Below are 26,700 nucleotides of genomic sequence, written 5' to 3' on the forward strand. Positions count from 1 at the left end.
GTTCTTCAGCCGTATCGGTGAGAGGGTACCGAGGTCACGCACGGCCGTTTCGCCGCGACCCGGTACGGGCATCATGCTAGCCCCTTTTCGAAGGCATGTTCGATCCCTCGTTCGAGTGATACACATGTCACGTTCCCCTGGAGGCATGAACCATTTAGGCTCGGGGCACGTCCTCCTCAACAACCGGCTTCCGGGCCGGGGGGACACAACCGAACAATCTGACCAGTTCTGCCAGAACGACCCGAAGCCGACAGATAAGACGCCAGAGGATCTTTCGCCGCCAATCGGTAGCATCCGGCCGCTACAACGACCGTTTCCAAGGAAAAGACCTGAGCGGGAACACTTTGGGCCTGGTTGGATGTTGACCCTGGTACGACAGCTCGTCGAGCTAGAGAAGAGGCGACGTGACTACAGTTCTGACCCCCGCGAGCCCGCTGACGGCGGCGGACCGCTGCGACCGTTGCGGCGCCCAGGCCTACCTGCGCGTCGTACTCATCAGTGGCGGCGAGCTGCTCTTCTGCGCGCACCACGGGCGTAAGTTCGAGCCCGAATTGAAGAAGATCGCTACGGAGATACAGGACGAGACCGGTCGGCTCACCGCCACCCCGGCCGTCGCGGCCGAAGACGAACGCTGACGCGTAGCACTGCGACGAGCTCTCACGACGGGCGGCCCCCCTTCCGGGAGGCCGCCCGTCGGCTTGTCCGCCGCACGTCACGAAGAGTGCTGGCCGACCAGTCCCGCCACCGCCGAGACCCGGGTGTACACACCGGGATGCCCCGCCTGGGCGCATCCCGCGCCCCAGGACACCAGCCCTATCAGCCGCCCCTCCGCCACCAGCGGACCGCCGCTGTCCCCCTGGCACGAGTCGTGCCCGCCGGCCAGGTCGCCGGCGCAGACCATGTCGCTCCTCTGGTACTTGCCTTCCGTACTGCCCGGATACGCCTGCTCACAGACCGAGTCGGCGAGCACCGAGACGTTCGCCGCCATCAGGACGTTCGAGTAGGTCCCCAGACCCGCCGTGTCCCCCCAGCCGAAGACCTGTGCCGGCGTGCCCGCCTCGTAGGAGTTCTCCCCCGGTGCCGCCATGCGTATCGCGCTTCCCACGGGGAACGGCTCCGCGGTCGTGACGACCGCCACGTCGCCGCTGTTGGTCGTGGGGTCGTACGCGGGGTTGACCCAGACGTTGCGGACCGCCACTTCCCGGCCGCCGGAACCGGCGAGGTCCGTCCGCCCCGCGATGATGCGCAGGTCGGGCACCTGGTCCCAGTCCCCGCCCAGTGCGGTCGGACTGAAGCAGTGCGCCGCGCTGACCACGGTGTTCGGCCCGACGAGCGCTCCGCCGCAGAACTGCCCCGAGCGAGCCGTACCGTAGCGGGACCGGCTCGACAGGACCACCGCCCACGGGTGCTGCTCCGTGGTGACCGGCGTGCCACCTATGACACCGTTGTCGGCGCCCGGGGCGCCGGGGGCGTACTCCACCGCCGCGGCGGTGGCGGAAGCCGGTAGCGACAGCGCGAGCGCGGACCCGGCTATGAGCCCGCCGATCAGCGTGCTGATCGAGGAACGCATGCATTCTCCTCACCCTCCGGAATGCCCAGAACACCCACAGTGACGTGACGGGACGGGAGCCGCATCCGGAGAACTGTCCGGAAAATCCGACGGGCCCGCGGCCGCCGTGGCGGTCGCGGGCCCGTCCGGGCGTCCTGCCGGATCAGTCCAGGTAGTCGCGGAGCACCTGGGAACGCGAGGGATGACGCAGCTTGGACATGGTCTTGGACTCGATCTGGCGGATGCGCTCACGGGTGACCCCGTACACCTTGCCGATCTCGTCCAGCGTCTTCGGCTGGCCGTCGGTGAGGCCGAAGCGCATGGAGACCACGCCCGCCTCGCGCTCACTGAGCGTGTCGAGCACCGAGTGCAGCTGCTCCTGCAGCAGCGTGAAGCTGACCGCGTCGGCCGGCACGACGGCCTCGGAGTCCTCGATGAGGTCACCGAACTCGCTGTCGCCGTCCTCGCCGAGCGGGGTGTGCAGCGAGATGGGCTCGCGGCCGTACTTCTGGACCTCGATGACCTTCTCCGGGGTCATGTCGAGTTCCTTGGCCAGCTCCTCCGGGGTGGGCTCGCGGCCCAGGTCCTGGAGCATCTGGCGCTGGACGCGGGCCAGCTTGTTGATGACCTCGACCATGTGCACCGGGATGCGGATGGTGCGGGCCTGGTCGGCCATCGCGCGGGTGATCGCCTGGCGGATCCACCAGGTCGCGTACGTCGAGAACTTGAAGCCCTTGGTGTAGTCGAACTTCTCGACCGCACGGATCAGACCGAGGTTGCCCTCCTGGATCAGGTCCAGGAAGAGCATGCCGCGGCCGGTGTAGCGCTTGGCCAGCGAGACCACCAGGCGGAGGTTGGCCTCCAGGAGGTGGTTCTTGGCCCAGCGCCCGTCCTCGGCGATGATCTCCAGCTCGCGCTTGAGCTTGGGGGCGAGCTTGTCGGCCTGGGCCAGCTTGTCCTCGGCGAACAGACCGGCCTCGATGCGCTTGGCGAGCTCCACCTCCTGCTCGGCGTTGAGCAGCGGGACCTTGCCGATCTGCTTGAGGTAGTCCTTCACCGGGTCGGCGGTGGCGCCGGCCGCGGCGACCTGCTGCGCGGGCGCGTCGTCCTCGTCCTCGTCGGACAGCACGAAGCTCTCCGCCTCGGCCTCGGCCGGGACGTCCTCGTCCTTGCCGGGGGCGGCGTCCTCGATGAGCTCCTCGCCCTCGACGAGCTCGTCGTCCTTCTTGGTCTTGGTCGCGGTGGTCTTCTTCGCCGCGGTCTTCTTGGCGGTCGCGGTGGTCTTCTTCGCCGCAGTCTTCTTGGCGACGGCCTTCTTCGCGGATGCCACGGCATCGTCCTCCGGCTCCGCCACGGGCTCCGCCGCCATGGTGGGGGCGGGGGCCGCGGTGGTCTTGGCAGCGACGGTCTTCTTGACCGGGGCGGCCTTGGTGGCGACGGTCTTGGTGGCAGTACGCTTCGCCGGGCTCTTGGCTGCGACGCTCTTACGGGTGCGCTTGGGCGCCTCGGCGGCACTCACCATCAGCGTCACACCCTCCTCGTCGAGGACCTGGTTGAGGCTGCGCAGAACGTTCTTCCACTGGGTTGCCGGGATCTGGTCCGCTTCGAAGGCTCGGCGCACGTCGTCGCCGGCGATCTGACCCTGAGCCTTACCCCGCTCGATGAGCGCCATCAGAGACTCGGACTCGGCGATCTCCGGCGGGAGCGTACGGGATGTGCTGGCCGACACGAACAACCTCTCGGAACGATGGAAAACGACTACGGTGGGAACCGCTCAGCAACTCAGCGTCATGTTCGTCGCGGATATTCCTCGCACGGCCGCCACCTCTAAGCTCATCGCGCTGCCGCCGAGAGCGTTACGCCCGGCCGTACGTGGGCCGGGTCACACCCCGGATCGGCACCAACCCGTCGATAGCGGGACACTCCCGTGCACGCCACGACCATGCCCGGTCGGATGCGGGCGTCAAACATGGCGGACGGCTCCGCCGCCGGGCCCGGAGGGCGTGGGCCGGCGGCGGAAGTCGGTGCCGTCTCGTCCTGCGCGGGAGCGGTCAGTGCTCCCGGGGGGCGGGGACGACGTGGTCCGTCGAGCCGCCGGCACCCGGGTCGGGGTGGGCGGCGAGCAGCTGGCGCATGGCGGTCTCCGCCTCGGCACCGTCGGAGGCGGCCAGCGCCTCGACGACCCGCGTGTGCAGGGCCACCGAGTGTTCACCGGGGCGCTCGCAGCCGGTGACGGGGCCGCCGGAGACCTGCAGGGCGGAGGAGACGATGCCGGAGAGGTGCTCCAGCATCCGGTTGCCCGCGACCTGCAGCAGCAGGGCGTGGAACTCGGCGTCCGCCCGGGAGAAGGTGAGGCCGTCACCCTGTCCCACGGCGTGGGACATGATGTCGGTCATGTCGACGAGGCGCTGCTGGACGTCCTCCCGGCCGTGACCCGCCGCGAGGCGCGCGGCGAGGGGCTCGATCGTCCAGCGCAGTTCGAACAGCTCCCGACGCTGGTCGTCGCGCTGCGGGCCGAAGGCCCGCCATTCGATGATGTCGGGGTCGAGCAGGTTCCAGTCGCTGACCGGGCGGACCCGGGTGCCGACGTTGGGCCGGGCGCTGACCAGGCCCTTGGCCTCCAGCACCCGCAGCGACTCGCGGACGACGGTACGGGAGACCTCGAAGCGCTGGCCGATCTCCTCGGGGACGAGCGGGCGGTCGGCCCCGAGATCGCCGGAGACGATCATCTGGCCGAGTTGCTGGACGAGTTGGCCGTGCAGCCCGCGGCCACGGCTCCCGGCGGCGCGGCGGCCGACCCGGCCCATGTCGGTGTCACCGCCGTCCCAGGAGGGTGCGGGGCCGGGGCGGTCGAGGCCGACGGGGGCGTCGGCGTACGGATAGCGGTCGATGTCCCCGCCGCCGAGACTCGGGTCGGCGGGGCGGGCCGCGGTCATCATGGTGTGCGCAAGGGTACTCACGCATCATTTGTCGGCGATGGCGCGGGAGGCCTTGAGGGCTTTCCTGAAAAGCACACGAAAGGGTGAGCACTCATCACCTGATAATTGACGCTTTATCGGAAGGAAATGGGGTTTCTCCGGCGCAAGACCATTGCCGCATAGGCACACAAGAGAGCGAAGAGCGACAAACCGAAGGAATAGCGCACCGGTTGGGTCGCCATGCGGACCACGTCGATCGCCGGGGCGGACGCCGCCCGCTTCACCACCGGCGCCACCAGCAGCGGAACCGCGAGGACACCGGCCAGCCCGAGCGCGGTGGTGCGGAACACCCCGGCCGCCAGCACCCCGGCCCAGCAGCAGGCGAGCACGAGGGCGACCGAGGCCGCCGTGGTGGAGGCCAGCGCGAACGGCGCGGGCAGTCCGCCCGCCCCGAACTCCAGGCGCATCACGACCAGGCCGAGCCCCGCCCCCAGGAGTGCGATCAGCGCCGCCGCGGAACCGTTGAGGACGAGCTTGGCGAGCAGCAGACGGAGTTGACGGGGCACGGGCGCGTGCGCGGGCGCCAGCGCGGGATAGCGGAACTCCTGGCCGTAGGCGAGCGCGCCGAGGAGCCCGCCGCCCAATGCGGCGGGCGGCAGGGGCAGGGAGTGCGACCAGCCGGTCAGCAGGCGCAGGGAGAAGGCGTCGTGCCCGGTGCGCAGCAGCGCCAGGGTGGCCAGTCCCGAGGCGAGGACGGAGACCAGCGCGACGAGCCAGGGGCCGCGGACGCCGGTCAGGCGGCGCAGTTCGTAGCGGACCGGCCGGGCGGGACCGGCGGGCGGCACCGCGGCGCGCGCGGCCGCCAGGGGCACGGCAGGCCGGTCGCGATCGTCGTGCGGACCCTCCGGAACACCGGTGTCGGCGACCTCGTCCGCGAGGCGGTGCAGCAGGATGCCGTTGCGGAAGGCGGTTTCGCCGACCTGGGCGGTGGTCGCGCCGTGCACGCGGATGCGGCTGCCGCTCTCGTGGGTGATCTCGGTCCCGTCGTCGGTCAGCAGCAGGCCCAGGCGTTCGGCCTGGGGCGAGTGGACGGCCACGTACGGGCGCAGCCGGCGGCGGCCGAACTCGTGGGCGGACTGGTCGGCGACGAGCCGGCCCTTGTCGAGGGTGACGACGCGGTCGCCGAGCCGGCCCGCCGCCTTGGGGTCGGCGCAGGTGACCACGACGGCGCCGCCGCGCGCCGCGTACGCCTTGAGCAGGCCGTACAACCACGCGGTGTCGTGCGGGGAGAGCCCTTGGGCGGGATCGTCCAGGAGCAGCGCGGGAGGGTCTCCGAGGAGCGCCGCGGCCACGCCCAGGCGGCGGTCCATCCCGAGGGAGAAGGTCGACAGACGGCGTCCGGCCGTTTCGCGCAGGCCCACGATCTCCAGGACCTGGTCGGCGCGTTCGGCTGGGGCCCCGGCCGCGGCTGCGAGCATGCGCAGGTGGCCGCGCGCGGTCCGGGAGGGGTGGCCGGGGACCTCGCCGAGCAGCACGCCCACCGCGTTGGCCGGATGGGTGTGGCGGTGCAAGGGGCGCCCGCCGAACAGCGTGATGCCGCGGCCCGGTTCGAGTTCGAGCATCAACCGCAGGACGGTGGACTTGCCGGCGCCGCCGTCGCCGAGCAGGACGGTGATCTCGCCGGGACGGGCGTCGAAGCTGAGGTCGTCGACGGCGGGGGGCTCTTCGCCCCGGGACGCGCTGGTCAATCCGATGGCCTGGATCACCATTGCACCATAACGCGCAAATGGCCCGGAATTTACACCTCTGGTCGCAACATAGGCGGATTGAGGATGGTTGCACCACCCGCGCGGAACAACTGCGCGGGGCGGCCGCCCTGACGGGTCGTGGTGCCGCCGCTGGGGACCAGGAAGCCGACCGTCCCCGTCACCTTGCGGTGGAAGTTGCGCGGGTCGAGGGCGACGCCCCACACCGCCTCGTAGACCCGGCGCAGCTCGCCGACGGTGAACTCGGGCGGGCAGAAGGCGGTGGCCAGAGCCGAGTACTCCAGCTTGGAGCGGGCGCGCTCCACGCCGTCGGCCAGGATGCGCGTGTGGTCGAAGGCGAGGGCACCCTCCTCGCCGTTGCGCAGCAGTTCCTCGACCGGGGCCCACCGGGCGCTGCGGGCGTCGCCGCCGGCGCGTGGCGCGGGCAGGTCCGGGGCGAGCACGAGGTGGGCGACGCTCACCACGCGCATGCGCGGGTCGCGCTTGGGATCGCCGTAGGTGGCCAGCTGCTCGAGGTGGACCCCGCTGCCCGCGCGCAGTCCGGTCTCCTCCTCCAGTTCGCGGGCGGCCGCCCCGGACAGGTCCTCGTCGCCGCGTACGAAGCCGCCGGGCAGCGCCCACCGGCCCTGGTAGGGCGGTTCACCGCGGCGGACCGCGAGGGCGCACAGGGCGTGGCTGCGCACTGTGAGCACGACGAGATCGACAGTGACGGCGAAGGGCGGGAAAGCTGACGGGTCGTAGGGCGCCATGCCCGCGATCATAGTCGTCTGCCTGACGATAAACAGCAGGTTGGCGGGATGACGCGAGCTGCTTTCGGCCTGTTGTTCGACGTCACGGCGCCGGTCCGGCGTCCGGTGCCGCCGACGGGTTCAGGCACCGAGCTGAAGTCCCGGAGCCGCCTCCTCGATCACGGCCGTACCGGACGCGCCGATCCGCAGCGCGAAGGGCTCCTCGGCCACCCGCAACCCGGCGAGGCCGAGGTCGCCGAGCGGGGAGGTGACCAGAGGGCGTACGGCCACCATGCGTTCGGGGGCGTCGGGGCGGATCCCGGCGAGGGCCATCAGCATGTGGACGGCCCCGGCCGCGGCCACCGCGGCGGGCCGCGAGGCCGTCGGGTGCGGGGCGGGACGGCGGGAGCCGTCACGCTGCTCCCCCGCGTACATCTCGGGCAGCCGGTGGCCGAAGTCACCGGCTGCGTCCAGCACGCCCAGGAGGAGCGCCGAGGCCTCTCGCTCGTGGCCCGCGGCCGCCAGCCCCGCGACCGCGACGGCCGTCTCGTGGACGCGTACCGCTCCGCCGCGGTGGCCGAAGGGGTTGTAGCCGGGGGCCTTGGCGGACAGTGTGCGCAGCCCCCATCCCGAGTCGAGCTCCGGGGCCGCCAGGAGGCGGGCGAGCTGCTCCGTCTGCACCTTGTCCAGCAGACCGGGGGCGAGCTCGCAGCCTCCCAGCAGACCGGTGTCGAGCAGATGGGCGGCTGCCGAGCCCAGGTGGGGCACGGGTCTGCCGTCAGGGGTGAGCGCGGCGGCCGGGCTCCCGCCGGCCAGGTCGTCAAGCCAGAAGTCCTCCCGGAACCTCCGGCGCAGCGCCTCGGCCCGCTCCCGCCATTCCTCCGCGCCCGGGCGTCCGTGGGCTTGGAGCAGATCGGCGCCGTGCAGCATGGCCCGGTGGGCGTGCGCCTGCACGTCGCAGCGCAGCGGGCCGCCCGGCGCGGGGTCGGGGACGTATCCGCCCTCACCCGCGACGGACCGCAGCCACCACAGACTGCGCTCGGCGGCCGGCAGCAGCTGTTCGGTGTCCCGCTCCGGAAGTCCCCACCGTCGTGCCTCGGCGAGCAGCGTGACGAAGAGCAGCCCCGCCTCCACTCCGGAACAGGTGGGCGGCAGATGCGGACCGGCATGGCGCAACGGCCCCGGCACGCCGCCGGTCTCCGGGTCCTGACGGCGGGCGAACGCCCGCAGGGTGCCGGCCGCCAGGCGGGTGCCGAGCGGCAGCAGCATGCGGGCCGCCCACAGGGCGTCGGCCGGGGCGGGACCGAGCCGCCACGGGGCGCCCGCCGCGACATGGACGTCCAGCGGGTGCTCCGGGTCGCGCAGCAGCAGCGCCCGCAGGTCGTCGAGGGCGGCGCGCAGCAGTGTCTCCGCCCTGCCGCCGGCGCCGCGGATCTCCGGGGCCGACCAGGGCACGGGGACCGCCGGGGCGGATCCGCCGTTCACGCCGGCCGCCGCGGGCTCCAGCGTCACGCGCAGCTCGATCGTGCGGGACGCCCCGGCGGGCAGCGCCAGTTCCCAGCACAGCAGCCCGGCGGAGGCCATGGCGCTCTCGGGTGCCGGCACGGCGGTCACCCGGGCCCGCAGGCCCTCCGCCGACCACAGCAGCCCTGCGTCGCAGACGCTGGGCTGCAGCTCGGGCCCGGAGGATCCGGCCGCGATCGCCGCCAGCTCGGCGAGGTCGGTCGCCAGGGCCACCTCGAACGGGATGCGCAGGGCACGGGAACCGGTGTTGTGTACCGTGATGCGCTCGGTGCCCCCGGCCGTGCGGAGCCTCTCGACGGTGAGGGCCGGGTCGGGTGCGGTATCGCCGGGAACGCGGGCGACGGAGGTGAACCGCGCCCGACCCGCCGTGACAAGCCCGCCCTGTACGGGGACCGGTGGCGCCCCTGCGATGCGCAGCTCACAGCGGGCCAGGACCCGGCGGCCGCCCTGGTAGAAGCCGGCGAGGCCGCTTCCGTCCAGTTGTCCGTGCTCCGGCGAGACCGCGAGGGCCGGGGCCGCGACGCACATCACGGCGTCGTGCACCGGCTGCGGCCCCCGGTCCTGCCGGGGCGGCCGGTTGACCGGCTGCGGGCTCATGCCACCTCCTCGTCGAATCGGTCGCTCGGGCGCTGCCGCCACTACCCACGAGAACGGCCGTGTGGGCACTCGGGTCACGCGCCGTCTACCGTTCCTGATCGGGAAGCCGTCCGTATCACCGGAAAGAGAGCCATGGCCGTCTACCGTCAGCCGGGAACCGTCATCACCGACCACACCTTCCAGGTGCCGCTCGACCACGCGGACCCCGGCGGTGAACGGATCGAGGTGTACGCACGGGAGGTCGTGGCCGCCGGGAAGGAACGAGATCCGCTGCCCTGGCTGCTGTTCCTGCAAGGCGGGCCGGGCGGCCGGTCGCCGCGGCCGCTGGGCCGCGACGGCTGGCTCACCCGGGCGCTGGACGACTACCGGGTGCTGCTGATCGACCAACGGGGCACCGGCCGTTCCGCCCCGGCGAACCGGCAGACCCTGCCGCTGCGCGGGGACGCCTCGGCACAGGCCCGTTATCTGGAGCACTTCCGGGCCGACTCGATCGTCCGCGACTGCGAGCTGATCCGCCGTGAGCTGCTCGGCGAGGACGGCCAGTGGAGCCTGCTCGGCCAGAGTTACGGCGGCTTCTGCACGCTCACCTACCTGTCCTTCGCCCCCGAGGGCGTCCGCGAGGCCTTCGTGACCGGCGGGCTGGCCGGCCTGCGCAGCACGGCCGAGGACGTCTACCGGGCCGCCTACCCCCGTGTGGAGCGGAAGGCAGCAGCGCACTACGCGCGTTACCCGGAGGACGTCGAGACGGTCCGCGCGATCGTGCGGCACCTGCGCGAGCGCGAGGTCAGGCTCCCGGGCGGCGGACTGCTGACCGCGGAGGCCTTCCAGACCACCGGGATGCTGCTCGGCACGGGCACCGGCTCGCACACGCTGCACTACCTGCTCGAGGACGCCTTCGTGACCGGAGGGTCCGGCCTCCAGCTCTCCGACTCCTTCCTCGCCGAGGTCCAGGGCCATCTGTCGTTCGCGGGCAATCCGCTCTACGCGGTGCTGCACGAGTCGATCTACGGCCAGCGTTCGGTCTCGCCGCGGGCCACCGGCTGGGCCGCCGAGTCGGTCCGCGCCGAGTTCCCCCAGTTCGACGTCGACAAGCCGCTGGCGGACGACGCGCCGGTGCTGCTGACCGGCGAGATGATCTACCCCTGGATGTTCGCCACGGACCCGGCACTGGCGCCGCTGCGCGAGACGGCGCACCACCTGGCGCAGCACGAGGAGTGGCCCGACCTGTACGACCCGGATCAGCTGGCGCGGAACGAGGTGCCGGTGGCGGCGGCCGTCTACCACGACGACATGTACGTGGACACGGCCGACTCGCTCGCCACCGCACGCTCGGTCCGCGGCCTGCGCACCTGGGTCACCAACGAGTACGAGCACGACGGGCTCCGGGTGAGCGGCGGCCGGGTCCTCGACCGGCTGATCCGCCTGGCCCACGGCGAGCTGTGAGGAGCGCTGCACGGCGGGCCCGTCCGATGCTCTGCCGCCGCAGGTAACGGCGGAGCGGCTCCGGAGAGAGGCCGTTGTTGACCGCGGCGTGGAGCAGCCGGGCGAAGGTGTAGTCGGGGGCAAGGTGCAGGGCGCGGCCGAAGGCCACGCGCGCCGCCGCCTCGTCCCCGGCGGACCAGGCCACCCAGCCGGCGAGGGTCAGGGGCGCGGCGGCGTGCTCGTGGTACGGCTCGACACAGCGCCGGGCGAGCGCCCGCCACAGGCGCACCGCGGGGTCGGTGTGCGGCGGGTCCATCCACTCGGCGGCCTCGTCGCGGGTGGTGCGGTCCTGTAGGCCGAGGATCATCGTGGCGGCCTCGTCGTCGTCCAGCAGAGCGTCGTCACCGCGGTCGGCCTCCGGTCCGTCCCCCACCGGGGTGGCGGCCCGGAAGCGCTCGAGCGCCTCCCGCAGCAGCCGCAGGGTGGTGCGCCGCACCTCTTCGGAGTCGTCGCGCTCCAGCATGCGGGGGACGAGTGCGGCGGCCGCCGCGTCCAGGGCGTCCCCGCGGGCCGCGGAGGCCGGTGCGCCGGGCGGCGGCGGGGTGAGGCGCTCCTCCATCTCCTTGAGGGAGCCGTTGATCCGCAGGCCCGCGTAGGCGGCCGCCGCGGCCATCACGGAATCGCCGGACCGCGTGATCCCGATGCCCTCACGCGGGAACCGCTCCGTGTCCGGGCAGCAGTACGACCACCAGCGGCCGGCGGAGACGCACAGCGCCTCGACGACGGGGATGTCGAGCGTGCCGCAGGCGATCCTCAGCCGCTGCGCCAGTGGACGCAGCCGTTCCATGACCTGGTGGGGGTCCTCGCCGGGAGCGGGCTCCTGGACGAGGAAGAGCACGATCGCGTCCGGCCGCGCGCCGCGCTGCTCGCTGCCGTTCACGAGGCACTCGGCCAACTGCTGGGCGGCGCCGGGCCACTCGGCGGCGTCCCGTGGGATGCCGAGCCGGGCCCGGCCGCCGAAACGGCCGTGCTCGCCGTGCAGGGCGATCATCAGAATGCTGTCGTCGGGGTGGAAACCGCACAGGTAGGGGAGCGCGGCGGCGAGTTCGGCCGGGCTGCGCAGCGTGACCTTCGGGTCGTCCGAGGGACGGGGGGATTCGGTGTGCTGAGTCATGATCCGAAGGTCCCGTACGCCGTGGATCTCCGCCAGACCCCTCCAAAACCTGTGGATAACTCGCGCATATCATCACAATTATCCGGGGCGGGTTGTCCACAGGCCGCCTCCCCACGGTTGGCGCGGTGTCGGTGCCATCAGGTTGCATGGGGGCATGACCACCGCACTGCGCACCGCCGCCGACACGATCCTCAGCCGGCTCGTCGGGGACCCGACGGGCACCGCCCGCCTGCGCGAGGACCAGTGGCGTGCCGTCGAGGCGCTGGTCGCGCACGGCCGCCGCGCCCTGGTGGTCCAGCGCACGGGCTGGGGCAAGTCGGCCGTGTACTTCGTGGCCACCGCGCTGCTCCGCGAGCGGGGCAGCGGTCCCACGGTGATCGTCTCCCCGCTGCTGGCGCTGATGCGGAACCAGATCGAGGCCGCCGACCGGGCCGGGATCCGCGCCCGCACGATCAACTCGGCCAACCCCGAGGAATGGGACACGGTGCAGGCCGAGGTCGCCTCGGGGGAGATCGACGTCCTGCTGGTGAGCCCGGAGCGGCTCAACAACCCCGATTTCCGGGACCAGGTGCTGCCCAAGCTGGCCTCCACCACCGGCCTGCTCGTGGTCGACGAGGCCCACTGCATCTCCGACTGGGGCCATGACTTCCGGCCCGACTACCGCCGGCTGCGGACGATGCTCGCCGATCTCACTCCGGGCGTTCCGGTGCTGGCCACGACGGCCACCGCCAACGCACGCGTGACGGCCGACGTCGCGGAGCAGTTGGGGACCGGCGACCACGAGGGTGCCCTCGTGCTGCGCGGGCCGCTGGACCGCGAGAGCCTGTCGCTCGGGGTGCTGCGCATGCCCGACGCCGCCCACCGGCTCGCCTGGCTCGCCGACCACATCGGCGACCTCCCGGGCTCGGGCATCGTCTACACCCTGACCGTGGCGGCCGCGGAGGAGGTCACCGCCTTCCTCCGGCAGCGCGGTCACCGGGTCGCCGCCTACTCGGGGCGCACCGAGGACGCCGACCGCCGGGCCGCAGAGTCCGCGCTGCTGAACAACGAGGTCAAGGCGCTGATCGCCACCTCGGCGCTCGGCATGGGCTTCGACAAGCCGGACCTGGGCTTCGTGGTGCACCTGGGCTCGCCCTCCTCCCCCATCGCCTACTACCAGCAGGTGGGACGCGCCGGACGCGGTGTGGACCACGCGGAGGTGCTGCTGCTCCCCGGGCCGGAGGACGAGGCGATCTGGCGCTACTTCGCCTCGCTCGCCTTCCCCCGTGAGGAACAGGTGCGGCGCACCCTGGAGACGCTGGCCGCCTCCGGGGGCCCGATGTCGGTGCCCGCGCTCGAGACCCGGGTGGACCTGCGCCGCAACCGGCTGGAGACCATGCTCAAGGTCCTCGACGTGGACGGCGCGGTGCACCGGGTGCGCGGCGGCTGGACGGCCACGGGCCTGCCCTGGACGTACGACACCGAGCGGTACGCGTGGGTCGACCGGCAGCGCAAGACCGAACAGCAGGCGATGCGTGAGTACGCCACGACCTCGGTGTGCCGCATGGAGTACCTGCGCCGTCAGCTCGACGACGAGGAGGCCGCCCCCTGCGGCCGCTGCGACAACTGCGCCGGGCCCCGGTTCACCGCGGAGGTCTCCCGCGAGGCCCTGGAGGCGGCACGGGCCGCCCTCGGGCGCCCGGGGGTCGAGGTCGAGCCCCGCCGGATGTGGCCGACAGGTCTGCCCGCGATCGGCATCGACCTCAAGGGGAAGATCCCGCCGGGCGAACAGGCCGCGCCCGGACGGGCACTGGGACGGCTCTCCGACATCGGCTGGGGCAACCGGCTCCGCCCGCTGTTCGCCGAGAACGCGACGGACGGCCCCGTTCCGGACGACGTGGCGCAGGCCGTGGTGCAGGTGCTCGCGGACTGGGCGAAGGGCCCGGGCGGCTGGGCGAGCGGTGAGCCCGACGCCCCTCAGCGGCCGGTCGGCGTCGTCACCGTCGCCTCGCACACCCGGCCGCAGCTCATCGCGTCGCTCGGTGCGCGCATCGCCGAGATCGGCCGCATGCCGCTGCTCGGGGAGGTGGCGCACAGTGGTGACCTGGAGCCCTCGCGGGTGCCGCGCAGCAACAGCGCACAGCGACTGCGGGCGCTGCACGGGGCGTTCACCGTTCCACCCGCCCTCTCCGAGGCCCTCGCCGCGGCCGCGGGACCGGTTCTGCTGGTCGACGACTTCACCGATACGGGGTGGACCGTGGCCGTCGCCGCGCGGTTGCTGCGCCGATCCGGTGTTACGGCGGTGTTTCCGCTGGTCCTGGCCTTGCAGGGCTGACCGGTAGTCACCATGTGAGACGGAGACGGGATCTAAGCGGCGGAGGGTCAGATAACAGACAGGTCGACAAAATGACCGTTGCCGCCTGCGTGTGCGACAGGAACAATTGAGTCTGGATCCCCGCATCGGCTCTTGGAGCCCCACGACCGGCATGCCCTCGCACGCCCGGTCGCGGACGCATACCCGAAGGGAGGACCGTGGCCATCGGCTTCGCTCCGGAAACCGCTTCCGTGAATTCCTCCCGCCGTGCCGGACGCCATCGCACCCTGGAGCCGGCCGAATGGACGGCCGCGGGCATCCCCCTGCTGATCAACCCCCGCGAAGTGGTCACGGACCTCCACACACGCCACCTCCCGGCCCCGGGAACCGCTGTGGTCGCGGTCTACTCCCCGGACGAACGGCTGACGGCCAGCGCGTCCTTCGCGCAGCGCCCCGGCGTCACCGACGGCTGGGAACGGCGCAACGCGATCCTCGTCCACCTGCGCCGGATCACCGCGGACGACCTGCGGCGGCGCAGGCCCGTGCGCACCGCGGTCCTGCTCGTCTGCCGCGACGGCGGAGCGGGGTGGACCGAGGTGGACGGTGCGTGGATGTGGGGACTGCGCGACGCCTGCTCGCTGTACGGGCTGCGCCCCGGTTCGTACATCACCCTGACCGAAGACGGCTGGCGGGTGCAGGGCGAGGACCGTTCGGGTCGTTCCCCGAACGCGACCTCCTGGTCGGCCACGAGCCGCGGCGCAGTGAGCCTGCGTCCCAGTGGGACGCCGCCCCTGCGCCGCGCGGCGGCGCGCTGATCAGGCGTTGACGCCGAGCAGCGCGTTGATCCGCTGCGGGTCGCCGCAGACGACCAGCAGGGTTCCGGCCCGCGCCATCGCGGAGGGCAGGACACGCGCCACGGTCTCGTCGGAGCCGCCGTTGACGGCCACGACCACCACGGGCCGGCCCTTGGCGCGGTCGGCGTCGTGAGCGGCGTAGAACACGTCGTCGCCGGCGTCGTGCTGGGCCCAGTAGGACGTCTCGCCGAAGCTCAGCTCGTGGGCGGCCCAGGGGTGCTGCTCGCCGGTGGTGAACACCAGGACCTCACCCGGAGCGCGCCCGCTGTCCAGCAGCAGGTCGACGGCCTCGTCGGCGGCGTCGAGGGCGCCGTCCACCGAAGCGGGGATGAGCTGGATCTGCGCCGACGGGCCGGACGGGACGGAGGCCACGACCTCGGCGTCCCGCGGCGAACGCTGCTGCGGGGGTACGACGGGTCCGCGGGCCGGACCGGGACGGCCGGGCCGGGCGTTGGCCGCCGGGGCGCCACGCGGCGGCGCGGGGCGGGGGCCGGGGCCCGGTACGGGGCGGGGGGTCGGCGCGGGCCGGCCGGCGGCCGGGGCTACGCGGGGACCCGGGACACTCTCGTGAATCTGAGGCTCCTCGGGGGTGAGAGGCATGTGCTGATGTCTATCAAATGCACCGGAACAACGCAGCGGCGGGTAGGTCACAACTCGGCTCAGAAGTCGAACCCGAGTTGCTCACCCGTCTCCCCCGCCTCCACGGTCTCCCGGACCTTCTTCAAGTGCTGCCAACGCGGCAGCGTATCGAGATATGCCCAGGACAGCCGATGGAGGGGGGTGGGCCCCAGCTCCTCCAGTGCCGCCCGGTGCACCGGCGAAGGGTACCCGGCATTGTCCTCGAAGCCGAACGGAGCATAGTCCACGCCCAGTTCCGCCATCATCGCGTCCCGCCGCACCTTGGCGATCACGGACGCGGCCGCCACGGCCACGCACGAGCGGTCGCCCTTGATGACCGTGCGCACCCGCCAGGGACCCCCGAGGTAGTCGTGCTTGCCGTCGAGTATCACCGCGTCCGGACGCACGGGCAGGGCGTCCAGGGCGCGCGTGGCGGCGAGCCGCAGCGCGGCGGTCATCCCCAGTGCGTCGATCTCCTCCGGGGAGGCGTCGCCGAGCGCGAAGGAGTTCACCCATCCGGTGAGCGCACCGGCGAGCGCGGTACGGCGCTTGACGGTGAGCAGCTTGGAGTCGGTGAGGCCGTCGGGGGGCCGTCGCAGCCCGGTGACGGCCGCGCACACGGTGACGGGACCGGCCCAGGCGCCCCGTCCGACCTCGTCGACGCCCGCGATGACCTTGGCGCCGAGGGTCGCGCGCAGCGAGCGCTCGACGGTGTGGGTGGGGGGTTCGTGGACCATGGCAAGGCTTAGCCTACGCTCCCGCGTTGGACCGGCCGGGAGCAGGTCTCGGGAGCACGGCCGCAGGCCGCGAGCGTCCGGCCCGGCGACCGCGTCAGGGGCGCAGCAGGGGCAGCATCACCTGGTCGACGACCTCGATCAGGTCCTCCTCGGTGATCTCCCGGCCGCCGATCTTCGACCGGTACATCATCAGCGCGGGCACCACGTCGGCGACGATGTCACCGGTGGCGTCGGGCCTCACCTCCCCGCGCTCGATGCCGCGCCGGACCACGTCCAGGATGCGGTGCTTGGTGGGTTCGACGACCCCTTCCATGATCAGCCGTACGAAGCAGTGGGCGGCTTCCTGGTCGCACTCGTCGATCACCGAGCGCAGGGCGAGCCCGCCGCGCGAGTACATCGCCTCGCGCATCCGCAGCACGAGGAAGACCAGGTCCTCCCGCAGGCCGCCCAGGTCCGGGACGTCGGGGACCTCGGGGAAGGCCGTCTGCAGGGCGTCGGCGACGAGGGCCTGCTTGGACGGCCAGCGGCGGTAGACGGCCGCCTTGCCGGTCTGGGCGCCGGCTGCGACGCCCTCCATGGTCAGCCCTCGCCAGCCCACCGTGCTGAGCTGCTCCAGAGCGGCTCCGAGGATCGCCCGCTCCAGAACGGGCCCGCGACGGCGGGTCCCCCCTCCCTGCGACATGGTCATGCCACCTTCTCATTCACTCTCTAGTGAACGCTTGCGTTCACTACCACCATCACCCTAGTGTCGTACACAGTGAACGCGACCGTTCACTAAGTCACCGACTGGGGGACCTCGTGACGACTGGGCAACTCACCTCACCACGAAAGCCCGGAGCCGCGCGACGCGACGGCAGGCCGGGCATCGCACTCGCGGTCATCGCGGCCTGCCAGCTCATGGTCGTGCTGGACGCCACCATTGTGAACATCGCGCTCCCGCACATCCAGGACGCGCTCTCCTTCTCCACCACCGACCTGTCCTGGGTGCTCAACGCCTACACGCTCACCTTCGGCGGCCTGCTGCTCCTCGGCGGGCGCGCGGGCGACATCCTCGGACGGCGCAGGGTGTTCGTCTTCGGCATCCTGCTGTTCTCCCTCGCCTCTCTCCTCGGAGGCTTCGCCCAGGAGCCGTGGCAGCTGCTCGCCGCACGCTCCCTTCAAGGCGTCGGCGGCGCGATAGCCTCGCCGACCTCGCTCGCCCTCATCACCACCAACTTCCCCGAGGGCCCGGAGCGCAACCGGGCCTTCGGCGTGTTCGCCGCGGTCTCCGCGGGCGGCGGCGCCGTGGGCCTGCTGGCCGGCGGCATGCTCACCGACTGGCTCGACTGGCGCTGGGTGTTCTTCGTCAACGTGCCGATCGGCCTGCTGATCGCCTTCCTGGCACCGCGCTTCATCAGCGAGTCGCAGCGGCACCCCGGGCGGTTCGACGTCGCCGGAGCCGTTACCTCGACGCTCGGCATGGCCTCGCTGGTCTACGGCTTCATCCGCGCCGCCCACTCGGGCTGGCGGGACACCCTGACCGTGTCCTCGTTCGCGGCCGCCGTCGTGCTGCTCGGCGCCTTCGTGGTCATCGAACGGCGGGCCCGGGAACCGATCACCCCGCTGCGGATGTTCGCCGACCGCAACCGCTCCGGCACCTACCTGATGATGCTGAGCCTGGCCGCGGCCATGTTCGGGATGTTCTTCTTCATCGTCATCTTCGTGCAGAACGTGCTCGGCTACAGCCCCATCGCGGCGGGCTTCGCCTTCCTCCCGGTCACCGCGGCGATCGTCACCGGGGCAGGGCTGTCCACCCGCTTCCTGCCGGTGCTCGGGCCGAAGCCGTTCCTCGTGGCCGGCTCGGCGCTGACCGGTTCCGGGATGGCGTGGCTGACCCTGATCGACCCCGGCAGCAGCTACGTGGGCGGGGTGCTCGGCCCCATGCTGCTCTTCGGCTTCGGCATGGGCCTGAACTTCGTCACGCTGACCCTGACGGCCGTCTCCGGCGTCGCCCAGCACGAGGCGGGGGCCGCCTCCGGGCTCCTGAACGCCATGCAGCAGGTGGGCGGTTCGCTCGGGCTGTCCATCCTGGTGACGGTGTTCGGCACCGCGAGCCGCGACAAGGCCACCGTTCTCGTCCCGGACTTCCTGGCGCACGCCACCCGGGAGCAGCAGGCCGCCTTCCAGCGGACGCACGAACTGCCGCCGCCGTGGGGCCACGAGGTCCTCGCGCACGGCATCTCGACCGCGTTCTACGCGGCCGTGGGGCTCGTCGCGCTCGCCCTGGTCACGGCGTTGTTCGTGATCCGGGTCCGCAAGAGCGACCTGGAGGCGCTCAGCGGCAGCGCGGGCATGCCCGCGGCCTGACGCCGGCGCCGCCGCCCGGCCCGAGGGGAGGCCGGGGCGGCGGCACACGGCGTTCCACCTCACGGGAAGACCGGGTCGCCCCACTCGTCGTAGAAGCCCGGCAGCCCCGCCGCGTCGCACGGCCGGCCGCCGGTCTGCGCCGGCCGCCCGTCGAGCAGCGACCGCGCCCGGACCTCACCCAGACTGGTGGTGAACCAGGCCTCGGTGCCGTCCTCGTAGAGGTGCTCGACGATCTTCTCCAGGGCGCAGGAGCGCTGCGGCTCCGGCAGCCGGTCCAGCTCCGGGACGGCGTCCGCGGAGAGGTGCCGCAGGTACTCCAGGTCGATCTTGCCGGTGCTCTCGTAGCGGCTCACCTGCTGGTCGGCGATGAGGGCGTCGGGCGACACCAGCCCGAAGGCGAGGACGGACGCTGCGGCGCTCACCGCCACGGCGCGCGGCAGCCAGCGCGCGCCGAACACCCCGGCCGCCATGACCAGGACGATCAGCAGCCCGAGCCACAGCTCCACCCCCGCCACCGAGATCCGCAGCCGGGTCAGCCCGTACGCGTCGACGTACAGGTCCATGCGACGCAGCGCGGAGGCGACCACGACCAGGGTCAGCACGCAGATCGTGCCGAGGACGGAGCGCACGAGCACGCGGTCGCGGTCGGTGCCGCGCGGCGCCCAGCGCTGCGCGAGGGCGATGACGACCACGGTGAGCAGGGTGACGACGAGCAGTTGCCAAAAGCCCTGCCGGGCGTACTGCGCGTAGGTCAGGCCGGTCTTGGCCAACACCTTCTCGTAGCCGCCGAACAGCACCGCCAGCTGGACGGCGTTGAAGGCCGCGAACAGTGCGGCGAGGACGACCAAGGGCAGTGCCCACTCGGCGCGCCGGCGCGCGCGTCCCGGTTTCACCTCGATCCGGTCCCAGCGGCGCGGTGCCGCGGCGGTCCACGCCGCGCTGAGGGCGAACAGCGTCCCGACGAGGAGGAGCAGGACGCGCAGGGGGAGGTCGGTGACGGTCACATCGGGCATGAGGTCGCCCAGCAGGTCGGCGAACGCCGCGTCGGCCCCCGCGAAGAGCGCGCCGAAGACGACGAGGAGCACGACGGTCACGCCGACGGTCTTCAGCATCGGCAGCAGCCGGCTCCGGTCGTGGGCGGACCGCTCGCGCAGCCCGCGCAGCGCCCAGCCGATCGCGGGCGCCGGAGCGAACCACAGCCCGGCGCCGCCGAGCAGGACGCCCGGCCAGCGGCGGCCGCCGTGCAGGGCCAGCGAGCCCAGGAAGGCGGCGGCGACGACGGCCAGGAACGACGGCCACCAGGCGTCCCGCAGTGCCGGAATGAGCAGAAGCATCAGGCCTGCCACCGCCCACAGGGCCGACCAGGGCCGCAGCCGCCGTCCGTGGTCGAGGGCGGCGACCGCGGCCGCGGCCGCGGCGGGCACGCTGACCAGCAACAGGTTGATCCCCAGGCCGCCGCGCAGCAGGGTCGCGGCCAGCACACCGGTGAGCAGCGCCGTCCACAGCACGGCGGGACGTGCGGCGCGTGGGGTCCGCGACCGGCTCGCGATCACCCACGCGGGCGGCGGGGGCGGTGGCGGGGGCGTCCAGGGACGCGGGTACGGCGGCGCCGGATGGACGGGTGGACCTTGCTTCTGCAGCGGTGCCTGCGCGGGTGCCTGCGCCGTCGGCGCGGCGTCGGACGGCGTGTCGGACATGAGAACCCCTCCCCGCCGGTCGCACGGCGCCCGGGGGCTGCGCGCGGGACCGGTGCTCGACTGCGCGTCCGGCGAAGATCGGCCGGACGGCGTGGCCGACAGGCTAGGCGCGCCGACGAGCTGCGCAAGCGCGGTACGGGCCCGAGGGCGCAGTCTGTGACAGGGCCGTGACAATGCAGAGGGTTGGGAGGCCCGCAGGCGGCCGGGGCGCGGCTCAGCCGGCGGGCAGCCATTCCGGCAGGGGCTCGCACCGCTCCTGCCACTCCCGCGGGGGCTCGCCACCGGCGCCGGCGGCGATGATCCCGCCGACGATGGCGCAGGTGGTGTCCACGTCGCCGCCCGCGCGGGCGGTGGTCCAGAAGGCGCCCTCGTAGTCGCCCAGGCCCCGGGCGGCGGACCACAGGGCGAAGGGGACGGTGTCGTGCGCACTGGTGCGGCGGCCGTTGCCGAGCACGGCCGCGACGGTGGCCACGTCGTCGTAGTCGAGCATGTCGACGGCGCGGCGCAGCCCGGCGTGCACGGCGCTGCGCGGCAGCAGCGCCACGACGCGGGTGATGAGGTCCACGGGGTCGCCGGGGCCGGCCGGGTCCGCGGCGAGCGAGGCGGCGGCCGCGACGGCCATCGCGCCGACGACGGCCTCGCGGTGCTGGTGGGTGGTGTACGCCGACAGTTCGGCCTGCTCGGCGGCCTTCTCCGGCTCGCCCGCGTACCAGGCGCCCAGGGGCGCCACGCGCATGGCGGCGCCGTTGCCCCAGGAACCCTGGCCGTTGAACATCTCGGCGGCGAGCGTGCGCCAGTCGGCGCCTTCCTGCCGGATCAGCCGCAGCATCCGGTTCACGCCAGGGCCGTAGCCGCGGTCGAAGTCGTGGTGCGCCGCGAAGGAGGCGGCCAGGGTGTCCTGGTCGACGGCGCCGTGCGAGTCCAGGACCGCGACGACCGAGCACGCCATCTCGGTGTCGTCCGTCCACTGCCAGGTTCCCGGCGGCAGCCTGCGGCCCTGCAGCGCCGGGTAGTGCGCCGGCACGAAGAACTGGGAGCCGAGGGCGTCGCCCAGGGCGAGACCGCGCAGGCTGGACAGCGCGCGGCGGCGTGGGAGGTCACGGGGGTCAGCGGTCATGGCGGGAGAACTCTGACATCCGGTGCCACCCGGGTCAATCGTCCTGTGCGCAATCTCACCCGTGATATCGCGCCAGGTCGGAGTCGGTGGTCCGCCAGCGGGCGAAGGGCCGGTCGAGCCGGTACCGGCCGTCGGGCTCGGCCAGCAGCATCCGCGTCTCGCCGTTGTCGGGGTTCGACAGGCACTCGAACTCGTCGACGGTCCAGTGGAACCATCGCATGCAGAACAGCCGCATGGTGAGCCCGTGCGTGACGAGCAGGACGTTCGGCGGGAACTCCGGCTTGTCGAAGGCGCGGTAGAGCGTCTCCAGGAAGGACCCGACCCGGTCGTAGACGTCCGCCCCGGACTCGCCCTGGGCGAAGCGGTAGAAGAAGTGGCCGTAGGCGTCCCTGGCCTTGCGCTGCCGCTGCACGTCCTCGGCGTCCTGGTAGTTCCCCCAGTCCTGCTCGCGCAGCCGGGGCTCCTCCTTGGCGCGGGTACGGCACGGCTCGAGGCCGAGCAGGTGGAAGGTCTGATGCGTCCGGCGGTATGGCGAGACGAAGGCCTGCACCCGCTCCTCGCCGAACAGCTCCCGAAGCTCCCGGCCCGCCGCGCGGGCCTGCTCCTCGCCTCTCGTGGTGAGGGTCAGCGCGTGGTCGGGCACCCGCTCGTAGATCGTGTCGTCGGCATTGCCCTGGGACTCTCCGTGCCTGATGAGCACTATGCGACGCGGTCGGGCCATGGCCTCACTGTAATTCGTACGCGCGCGCAAGGTCGCGGCGGTCCCCGGCGCGGGCCGTGGGCAGCCCCCGCCGCAGGCCTGCTGCGGTCCCCGGGCGACGGTCGCCGGCTCCGTCCACAGGCCGGGCGTCCCGCCCCCGATTGTCAGTGGCGTACCTCAGACTCAGCATGAAGAGGGGGGCGCGTACGCGCGCCACGGTTGGAGGCCGTCATGAAGACCACGTCGTTCGTTCCCGGCACACCCTGCTGGACCGATCTGAGCAGTCCCGACATCGAGGCCTCCCGTGCGTTCTACGGCGGCCTGTTCGGCTGGGACTCCCAGGCGGGCCCTCCGGAGGCCGGGGGGTACACCTTCTTCAGCCTGCGCGGCGAGCACGTGGCGGCCGTCGGTCCCGTGATGGCCGAGGGCGACCGGCCGCGGTGGATCACCTACATGGCCACGAGCGACGTGACCGACACGGCCAAGGCGGTCGAGGCGGCCGGCGGCTCGGTGTGCGTACCGCCGATGGCGGTCTTCGACCAGGGCAGCTTCGCGCAGTTCACGGACCCGCACGGGGCGGAGTTCGCCGCGTGGCAGCCGGGCCGGTTCAGCGGCGCGGGCCTGCTCGACGAGCCGGGCGCGCTGTGCTGGATCGAGCTCAACACCCGGGACGTGGAGGGCTCCCGGGCCTTCTACCGCAACGTCTTCGGCTGGACGGGCGAGACCCACCCGTTCGCCGGGGACAGCTCGTACACCGAGCTCGAAGTGGAGGGAACCGACCGGAAGTTCGGCGGCATCCTGCTCATGAACGACGCCTGGCCGCAGGAGATACCCCAGCACTGGATGCACTACTTCTCCGTCACCGACACCGACGCGGCCGCCGCGCGGGCCACCGAGCTCGGGGGCAGCGTCTCCGTGCCGCCGTTCGACCTCGAGCACGTCGGGCGGGTCGCCGTGCTCGACGACCCGCACGGCGCGTACTTCTCGGTGATCACCCGCCCCGCGCAGGGCGGGAAGGGCTGACCGCGGCGGCTCCCGGGGCGGTCCCCAGTCGCCGTGCCGTCATATCGACCAGGCCTGTTCCAGGTCGACGACGTCACCGGCGACGGTGAGCACGTCGGCGTCGAGATCGGCGCGTTCGGACAGTCGCAGGATGGATCCGTCCCGGTACTTGGCGTGCTCGGACGCCGAGTCCCACATGGACAGCACCAGGAAGTCGGACGCGGGTCCCTGCGCGAAGACCCCGCGCAGCATCCCCGGGGAGCCGGCCATGGCCGGGTTCCAGACCTTCTCCTGCATCAGCACGAAGTGCTCGACGCGGTCAGGCCGCACCTTGCAGTGCGCCAGCCGCAGCAGGTCGCTGTCGGCGAATCGGGGGCGGAAGCCGACCTTGACGTCCAGACGGTGCTCGAAGAGCTTGACGCCGAGGCTCTCGTAGGTGCCGGCCTGGGCGGCCGCGAGGCGGTCGTGCGCGCCGGCCATGAAGGCGTCGTAGTACTCGCGGTCCTCCCAGAACGCGAAGAGGTGCGCGACGCCCGGCTGGCTGCGGCTCCAGCCACCGCCCTGCCCCCGGAACCCCGGCTCCCCCATGAGCCCGTTGGCCCATTTCCGCTGCCCGCGCTCGAATCCGGCGCGATCGACGATTCCGCAGCGAATCCACTTCACCAGCACCGCGCCATCCTATGGCCCGCCGGTGGACCTTCCGCCCCATCGAAGGACCAACTCCCCTGAACGGGAGAGGAATACGATCACGCCATGGACGCCCTGTACCCGCGCCTCCTCGTCGAGGACTTCGGCACCGCCGCCCGCTTCTGGACCGCAGCCCTGCGCGACCTGCTCGGCATAGAGCCCGTCAAGGTGACCCCGCAGGCCGGATACGCCAACTGGGACCTGGGCGGCGAGGCCGCCCTCACCCTCTTCTCCCGCGCCGCGCTCGCCCGCACGATCGGCACCGAGGCGCTGCCCGCGCACGCCCCCGCACAGGACGCGGCCATGCTCGTCCTGCGGGTGGACGACGTCGAGGCGGCCGCGGGGAAGCTGACCGCGCACGGTGCGAGCGTCGTCACCGGACCCCGGGACCGGCCCGAGTGGGGCCCGGGGCTGCGGACCGCGCATCTGCGCACACCGGACGGCAGCCTCGTGGAGCTCCAGTCGTACTGACCGGGCCTCAGAAGGCCCGAAACAAATAGTCTTCAACAAAACCATCTGCTAGCGTCTTACCTGGGTCCCCGACAACCAGGAGACGACGCCATGCCCTTACGCGCACAGCTCTCGCCCGCGGCGGCGACCACGGGAGCCACCCCCGACCACCGATCCCGCGGACTGGCCCTCGCGGTCCTGTGCGCCGGGATGCTGATGATCATCCTGGACGGCAGCATCGTCACCGTGGCACTGCCCGCCATCCAGCGTGACCTGCACTTCTCCTCCGCCGACCTGACCTGGACCGTCAACGGCTACATGATCGCCTTCGGCGGGCTGCTCCTGCTGTCCGGCCGGCTCGGCGACCTCCTCGGACGCAAGCGGATGTTCATCGCCGGGCTGGCCGTCTTCACCGGGGCCTCCCTCCTGTGCGGCCTCGCCACCGGGCAGGCCGTGCTCATCGGCGCCCGCTTCCTCCAGGGCGTCGGCGGCGCGATGACCTCAGCCGTCAGCCTCGGCCTGCTCGTCACACTCTTCCCCGAACCCCGTGAACGCGGCCGGGCCATCGGCGCGTTCAGCTTCGTCGGCGCCGCCGGGGCGTCGATCGGCCAGGTGCTCGGCGGTGTGCTCACCCAGGCCGCCGGCTGGCACTGGATCTTCTTCATCAACCTGCCCATCGGGCTGGCGGCCGCGCTGTTGGCGGTGCGCGTACTGGAGCCCGACCCGGCACGTCCCCCCGCCCGGGGCGCCGACGCCCTCGGCGCACTCCTGGTCACGACGGGACTGATGACCGGCGTCTACACGATCGTCCAGACCGGCGGTCACGGCTGGGCCTCCGCACGCACCCTCGGCCTCGCCGCCTTGGCCGTGGCGCTCCTGGGAACCTTCGTGGTCCGCCAGGCGACGGCCGCGTCCCCGCTGCTGCCGCTGCGCATGTTCCGCTCGCGCGAGGTCTCGGGGGCCAACCTCGTCCAAGTGCTGATGATCTCCGCCCTCTTCGGCTTCCAGATCCTCATGGCGCTCTACCTGCAGAACGTCAAGGGGTACGGTGCCGCCGCCACGGGGCTTGCCATGCTGCCCGCCGCGCTGTCCATCGGCACCGTCTCGCTGCTGCTCTCCGCCCGGCTGAGCGCACGCTTCGGCGAGCGCCGCGTCCTGCTCACCGGGCTCGCCCTGCTCGTGGTGGCACTCGGTCTGCTCACCCGGCTGCCGGTCCACGCCGGTTACGCCGCCGACCTGCTGCCCACGATGCTGCTGGCGGCCGGCTTCGGCCTCGCCGTCTCCGCGCTGACGGTGCTCGGCATGTCCGGCGCGGGGCCGGCGGACGCGGGGGTCGCCTCGGGCCTGTTCAACACCACCCAGCAGGTGGGCGGTGCCCTCGGCGTCGCCGTCCTGTCCACCCTCGCCGGCTCCCGGACGCACGCCCTCGTCGCCGACGGGCACGACACCGCGTCCGCCCTCACCGCGGGCTTCCGCCTCGCCTTCGGCACCGGCGCGGCCCTGCTGGCCGCGGCGTTCGTGCTCGCGCTGGTGATACTGCGGCCGCGGCGCGAACGGGACGTCCCTCCGCCGGCCTGACGGCGAGCGGCCCGCAGCCGCTCCTGCCCACGACGGCGGCATCCGGAGCCGCCACGATCACGGGCCGCCGCCCCGTCCCAGGGCGGCGGCCCGTGATCGTGGCCGGAGCGGCGGTCAGTGGCCGGCGGCGACCGGCAGGTCCTTCTGCACGCCGGGGTCGCCGGCGTCGGCGGTGAAGTCGGCCTTGCTGGTCTCGTCCACGCCCTCGGGGGCCTTCAGGGCCCGCAGGACGAAGGTGAGGACGACGGTGACCGCCAGGTTGAGCACGAAGGCGGTCAGGCCGATGTAGCCGATCTGGCCGATGACGGGGATGGTGTCGGAGGAGCCGCCGAAGTGCTTCTGCGCCGGGCTGGCGACGCCGTAGGCCACCCAGGTGCCGTAGACCATGCCGACGGCCCAGCCCGCCAGCAGTGCCCAGCGGTGGAACCAGCGGGTGAACAGGCCGCCGACCAGGGCCGGGAAGGTCTGCAGGATCCAGATGCCGCCCAGTAGCTGGAAGTTGATCGCGGCCGTCTTGTCCATGGTGAGGACGAAGATCAGGGCGCCGACCTTGACCAGCAGCGAGACCACCTTGGAGACCTGGGTCTCCTGCGCGGGGGTGGCGTCCGGTTTGAGGAAGTCCTTGTAGATGTTGCGGGTGAACAGGTTGGCCGCGGCGATCGACATGATCGCCGCCGGCACCAGCGCGCCGATGCCGATCGCGGCGAAGGCCACGCCCGCGAACCAGGACGGGAACATGTTCTCGAACAGCTGCGGGATCGCCAGCTGGGTGTTGCCGACCTGCACGCCTGCGGCGATGGCCATGAAGCCGAGGGCTGCGAGGAGACCCAGCATCAAGGTGTAGAGCGGCAGGACGGTGGTGTTGCGGCGGATGACGTCGCGGCTGCGGCTGGAGAGCACGGCGGTGATGGAGTGCGGGTACATGAACAGCGCGAGCGCCGAG

Annotated in this window: 23 protein-coding genes; 8 read left to right on the forward strand and 15 right to left on the reverse strand. The window is 72.5% G+C overall.

What is annotated here, in order from left to right; all coding sequences use genetic code 11:
* The first annotated feature begins 404 nt into the window (after window positions 1-404).
* On the forward strand, window positions 405-635 hold the full coding sequence (locus PV410_RS02405; protein WP_499514468.1) for a DUF7455 domain-containing protein: 231 nt from the start codon (window positions 405-407) through the stop codon (window positions 633-635).
* A 77-nt stretch (window positions 636-712) separates the two neighbouring features.
* Here PV410_RS02405 and PV410_RS02410 read toward each other — a convergent pair whose 3' ends face one another.
* From PV410_RS02410 to PV410_RS02435, 6 genes are all read right to left on the reverse strand, one after another.
* On the reverse strand, window positions 713-1,570 hold the full coding sequence (locus PV410_RS02410; protein WP_500321962.1) for a S1 family serine peptidase: 858 nt from the start codon (window positions 1,568-1,570) through the stop codon (window positions 713-715).
* 142 nt (window positions 1,571-1,712) lie between these two features.
* The gene (locus PV410_RS02415) at window positions 1,713-3,278 is read right to left on the reverse strand and encodes an RNA polymerase sigma factor (RefSeq protein ID WP_499514466.1); all 1,566 of its coding nucleotides are present in this window, start codon (window positions 3,276-3,278) and stop codon (window positions 1,713-1,715) included.
* A gap of 322 nt (window positions 3,279-3,600) precedes the next feature.
* Complete coding sequence (locus PV410_RS02420; protein ID WP_499514465.1) at window positions 3,601-4,509, reverse strand: FadR/GntR family transcriptional regulator; 909 nt, start codon at window positions 4,507-4,509, stop codon at window positions 3,601-3,603.
* A gap of 92 nt (window positions 4,510-4,601) precedes the next feature.
* Window positions 4,602-6,236 (reverse strand): ATP-binding cassette domain-containing protein, encoded by a 1,635-nt coding sequence (locus tag PV410_RS02425; RefSeq protein ID WP_500321964.1) that lies wholly within the window; start codon window positions 6,234-6,236, stop codon window positions 4,602-4,604.
* A gap of 29 nt (window positions 6,237-6,265) precedes the next feature.
* On the reverse strand, window positions 6,266-6,982 hold the full coding sequence (locus PV410_RS02430) for an NUDIX hydrolase (protein WP_499514463.1): 717 nt from the start codon (window positions 6,980-6,982) through the stop codon (window positions 6,266-6,268).
* 120 nt (window positions 6,983-7,102) lie between these two features.
* Window positions 7,103-9,082, reverse strand: coding sequence for a glycogen debranching N-terminal domain-containing protein (locus PV410_RS02435; protein WP_500321966.1), 1,980 nt, complete (start codon window positions 9,080-9,082; stop codon window positions 7,103-7,105).
* Between the two features lie 132 nt (window positions 9,083-9,214).
* On the opposite strand from PV410_RS02435, the gene PV410_RS02440 reads away from it, so the two are divergent.
* Window positions 9,215-10,525: an alpha/beta fold hydrolase gene (locus PV410_RS02440; protein ID WP_500321967.1), complete on the forward strand. Its 1,311-nt coding sequence runs from the start codon at window positions 9,215-9,217 to the stop codon at window positions 10,523-10,525.
* Here PV410_RS02440 and PV410_RS02445 read toward each other — a convergent pair.
* Window positions 10,437-11,678, reverse strand: a complete 1,242-nt coding sequence (locus tag PV410_RS02445) for a DUF4192 domain-containing protein (protein ID WP_500321968.1) — start codon at window positions 11,676-11,678, stop codon at window positions 10,437-10,439. The two genes, PV410_RS02440 and PV410_RS02445, sit on opposite strands and share 89 nt — an antisense overlap.
* A gap of 154 nt (window positions 11,679-11,832) precedes the next feature.
* On the opposite strand from PV410_RS02445, the gene PV410_RS02450 reads away from it, so the two are divergent.
* Window positions 11,833-13,992, forward strand: coding sequence for a RecQ family ATP-dependent DNA helicase (locus PV410_RS02450; RefSeq protein ID WP_500321970.1), 2,160 nt, complete (start codon window positions 11,833-11,835; stop codon window positions 13,990-13,992).
* 197 nt (window positions 13,993-14,189) lie between these two features.
* Window positions 14,190-14,786, forward strand: a complete 597-nt coding sequence (locus PV410_RS02455) for a hypothetical protein (RefSeq protein WP_500321971.1) — start codon at window positions 14,190-14,192, stop codon at window positions 14,784-14,786.
* Here PV410_RS02455 and PV410_RS02460 read toward each other — a convergent pair whose 3' ends face one another.
* The 3 genes from PV410_RS02460 to PV410_RS02470 all read right to left on the reverse strand — a co-directional run bounded on the left by PV410_RS02460 (window position 14,787) and on the right by PV410_RS02470 (window position 16,868).
* Entirely contained in the window at window positions 14,787-15,425 is a 639-nt protein-coding gene (locus PV410_RS02460) for a hypothetical protein (RefSeq protein ID WP_500321972.1), read from the reverse strand. It lies immediately after the preceding gene.
* A 59-nt stretch (window positions 15,426-15,484) separates the two neighbouring features.
* Window positions 15,485-16,180 (reverse strand): ribonuclease HII, encoded by a 696-nt coding sequence (gene rnhB, locus PV410_RS02465; protein ID WP_499514456.1) that lies wholly within the window; start codon window positions 16,178-16,180, stop codon window positions 15,485-15,487.
* Between the two features lie 94 nt (window positions 16,181-16,274).
* On the reverse strand, window positions 16,275-16,868 hold the full coding sequence (locus PV410_RS02470; protein ID WP_500321974.1) for a TetR/AcrR family transcriptional regulator: 594 nt from the start codon (window positions 16,866-16,868) through the stop codon (window positions 16,275-16,277).
* A gap of 110 nt (window positions 16,869-16,978) precedes the next feature.
* Between PV410_RS02470 and PV410_RS02475 the strand changes: the two genes are divergently transcribed.
* The gene (locus PV410_RS02475) at window positions 16,979-18,526 is read left to right on the forward strand and encodes an MFS transporter (RefSeq protein WP_500321975.1); all 1,548 of its coding nucleotides are present in this window, start codon (window positions 16,979-16,981) and stop codon (window positions 18,524-18,526) included.
* Window positions 18,527-18,585: 59 nt separating this feature from the next.
* Here PV410_RS02475 and PV410_RS02480 read toward each other — a convergent pair whose 3' ends face one another.
* The 3 genes from PV410_RS02480 to PV410_RS02490 form a co-directional block, all read right to left on the reverse strand.
* Window positions 18,586-20,223 carry a DUF4153 domain-containing protein gene (locus tag PV410_RS02480; RefSeq protein WP_500321976.1) on the reverse strand — a complete coding sequence of 546 codons (1,638 nt, stop codon included), beginning with the start codon at window positions 20,221-20,223 and terminating at the stop codon, window positions 18,586-18,588.
* 214 nt (window positions 20,224-20,437) lie between these two features.
* Window positions 20,438-21,340: an ADP-ribosylglycohydrolase family protein gene (locus tag PV410_RS02485; protein WP_500321977.1), complete on the reverse strand. Its 903-nt coding sequence runs from the start codon at window positions 21,338-21,340 to the stop codon at window positions 20,438-20,440.
* A gap of 55 nt (window positions 21,341-21,395) precedes the next feature.
* Entirely contained in the window at window positions 21,396-22,061 is a 666-nt protein-coding gene (locus PV410_RS02490) for a phosphoglycerate mutase family protein (RefSeq protein ID WP_499514451.1), read from the reverse strand.
* A 210-nt stretch (window positions 22,062-22,271) separates the two neighbouring features.
* Between PV410_RS02490 and PV410_RS02495 the strand changes: the two genes are divergently transcribed.
* Window positions 22,272-23,063 carry a VOC family protein gene (locus tag PV410_RS02495; protein ID WP_500321978.1) on the forward strand — a complete coding sequence of 264 codons (792 nt, stop codon included), beginning with the start codon at window positions 22,272-22,274 and terminating at the stop codon, window positions 23,061-23,063.
* A gap of 39 nt (window positions 23,064-23,102) precedes the next feature.
* On the opposite strand, the gene PV410_RS02500 is transcribed toward PV410_RS02495, so the two are convergent.
* Window positions 23,103-23,711 carry a YdbC family protein gene (locus PV410_RS02500; protein WP_500321980.1) on the reverse strand — a complete coding sequence of 203 codons (609 nt, stop codon included), beginning with the start codon at window positions 23,709-23,711 and terminating at the stop codon, window positions 23,103-23,105.
* Between the two features lie 84 nt (window positions 23,712-23,795).
* Here PV410_RS02500 and PV410_RS02505 point away from each other — a divergent pair, with 84 nt between their 5' ends.
* Entirely contained in the window at window positions 23,796-24,200 is a 405-nt protein-coding gene (locus tag PV410_RS02505; protein ID WP_500321981.1) for a VOC family protein, read from the forward strand.
* A gap of 90 nt (window positions 24,201-24,290) precedes the next feature.
* On the forward strand, window positions 24,291-25,757 hold the full coding sequence (locus PV410_RS02510) for an MFS transporter (protein ID WP_500321982.1): 1,467 nt from the start codon (window positions 24,291-24,293) through the stop codon (window positions 25,755-25,757).
* 114 nt (window positions 25,758-25,871) lie between these two features.
* Here the strand turns inward: PV410_RS02510 and PV410_RS02515 are convergent.
* Window positions 25,872-26,700 (reverse strand): sodium:solute symporter family transporter (locus tag PV410_RS02515; RefSeq protein WP_500321983.1); only part of this gene is annotated, 829 nt, incomplete at its 5' end.

Source organism: Streptomyces sp. PA03-5A, assembly GCF_033792725.1.
Lineage (GTDB): Bacteria > Actinomycetota > Actinomycetes > Streptomycetales > Streptomycetaceae > Actinacidiphila.

Bases quoted from the DNA above. Each gene is read 5' to 3' on its own strand.
- PV410_RS02495 (WP_500321978.1), top strand. From the start codon at position 22,272: ATGAAGACCACGTCGTTCGTTCCCGGCACACCCTGCTGGACCGATCTG.
- PV410_RS02450 (WP_500321970.1), top strand. From the start codon at position 11,833: ATGACCACCGCACTGCGCACCGCCGCCGACACGATCCTCAGCCGGCTC.
- PV410_RS02445 (WP_500321968.1), bottom strand. From the start codon at position 11,678: ATGACTCAGCACACCGAATCCCCCCGTCCCTCGGACGACCCGAAGGTC.
- PV410_RS02510 (WP_500321982.1), top strand. From the start codon at position 24,291: ATGCCCTTACGCGCACAGCTCTCGCCCGCGGCGGCGACCACGGGAGCC.
- PV410_RS02430 (WP_499514463.1), bottom strand. From the start codon at position 6,982: ATGGCGCCCTACGACCCGTCAGCTTTCCCGCCCTTCGCCGTCACTGTC.
- PV410_RS02505 (WP_500321981.1), top strand. From the start codon at position 23,796: ATGGACGCCCTGTACCCGCGCCTCCTCGTCGAGGACTTCGGCACCGCC.
- PV410_RS02490 (WP_499514451.1), bottom strand. From the start codon at position 22,061: ATGGCCCGACCGCGTCGCATAGTGCTCATCAGGCACGGAGAGTCCCAG.
- PV410_RS02435 (WP_500321966.1), bottom strand. From the start codon at position 9,082: ATGAGCCCGCAGCCGGTCAACCGGCCGCCCCGGCAGGACCGGGGGCCG.
- PV410_RS02410 (WP_500321962.1), bottom strand. From the start codon at position 1,570: ATGCGTTCCTCGATCAGCACGCTGATCGGCGGGCTCATAGCCGGGTCC.
- PV410_RS02460 (WP_500321972.1), bottom strand. From the start codon at position 15,425: ATGCCTCTCACCCCCGAGGAGCCTCAGATTCACGAGAGTGTCCCGGGT.
- PV410_RS02425 (WP_500321964.1), bottom strand. From the start codon at position 6,236: ATGGTGATCCAGGCCATCGGATTGACCAGCGCGTCCCGGGGCGAAGAG.
- PV410_RS02480 (WP_500321976.1), bottom strand. From the start codon at position 20,223: ATGTCCGACACGCCGTCCGACGCCGCGCCGACGGCGCAGGCACCCGCG.
- PV410_RS02485 (WP_500321977.1), bottom strand. From the start codon at position 21,340: ATGACCGCTGACCCCCGTGACCTCCCACGCCGCCGCGCGCTGTCCAGC.
- rnhB (WP_499514456.1), bottom strand. From the start codon at position 16,180: ATGGTCCACGAACCCCCCACCCACACCGTCGAGCGCTCGCTGCGCGCG.
- PV410_RS02440 (WP_500321967.1), top strand. From the start codon at position 9,215: ATGGCCGTCTACCGTCAGCCGGGAACCGTCATCACCGACCACACCTTC.
- PV410_RS02470 (WP_500321974.1), bottom strand. From the start codon at position 16,868: ATGACCATGTCGCAGGGAGGGGGGACCCGCCGTCGCGGGCCCGTTCTG.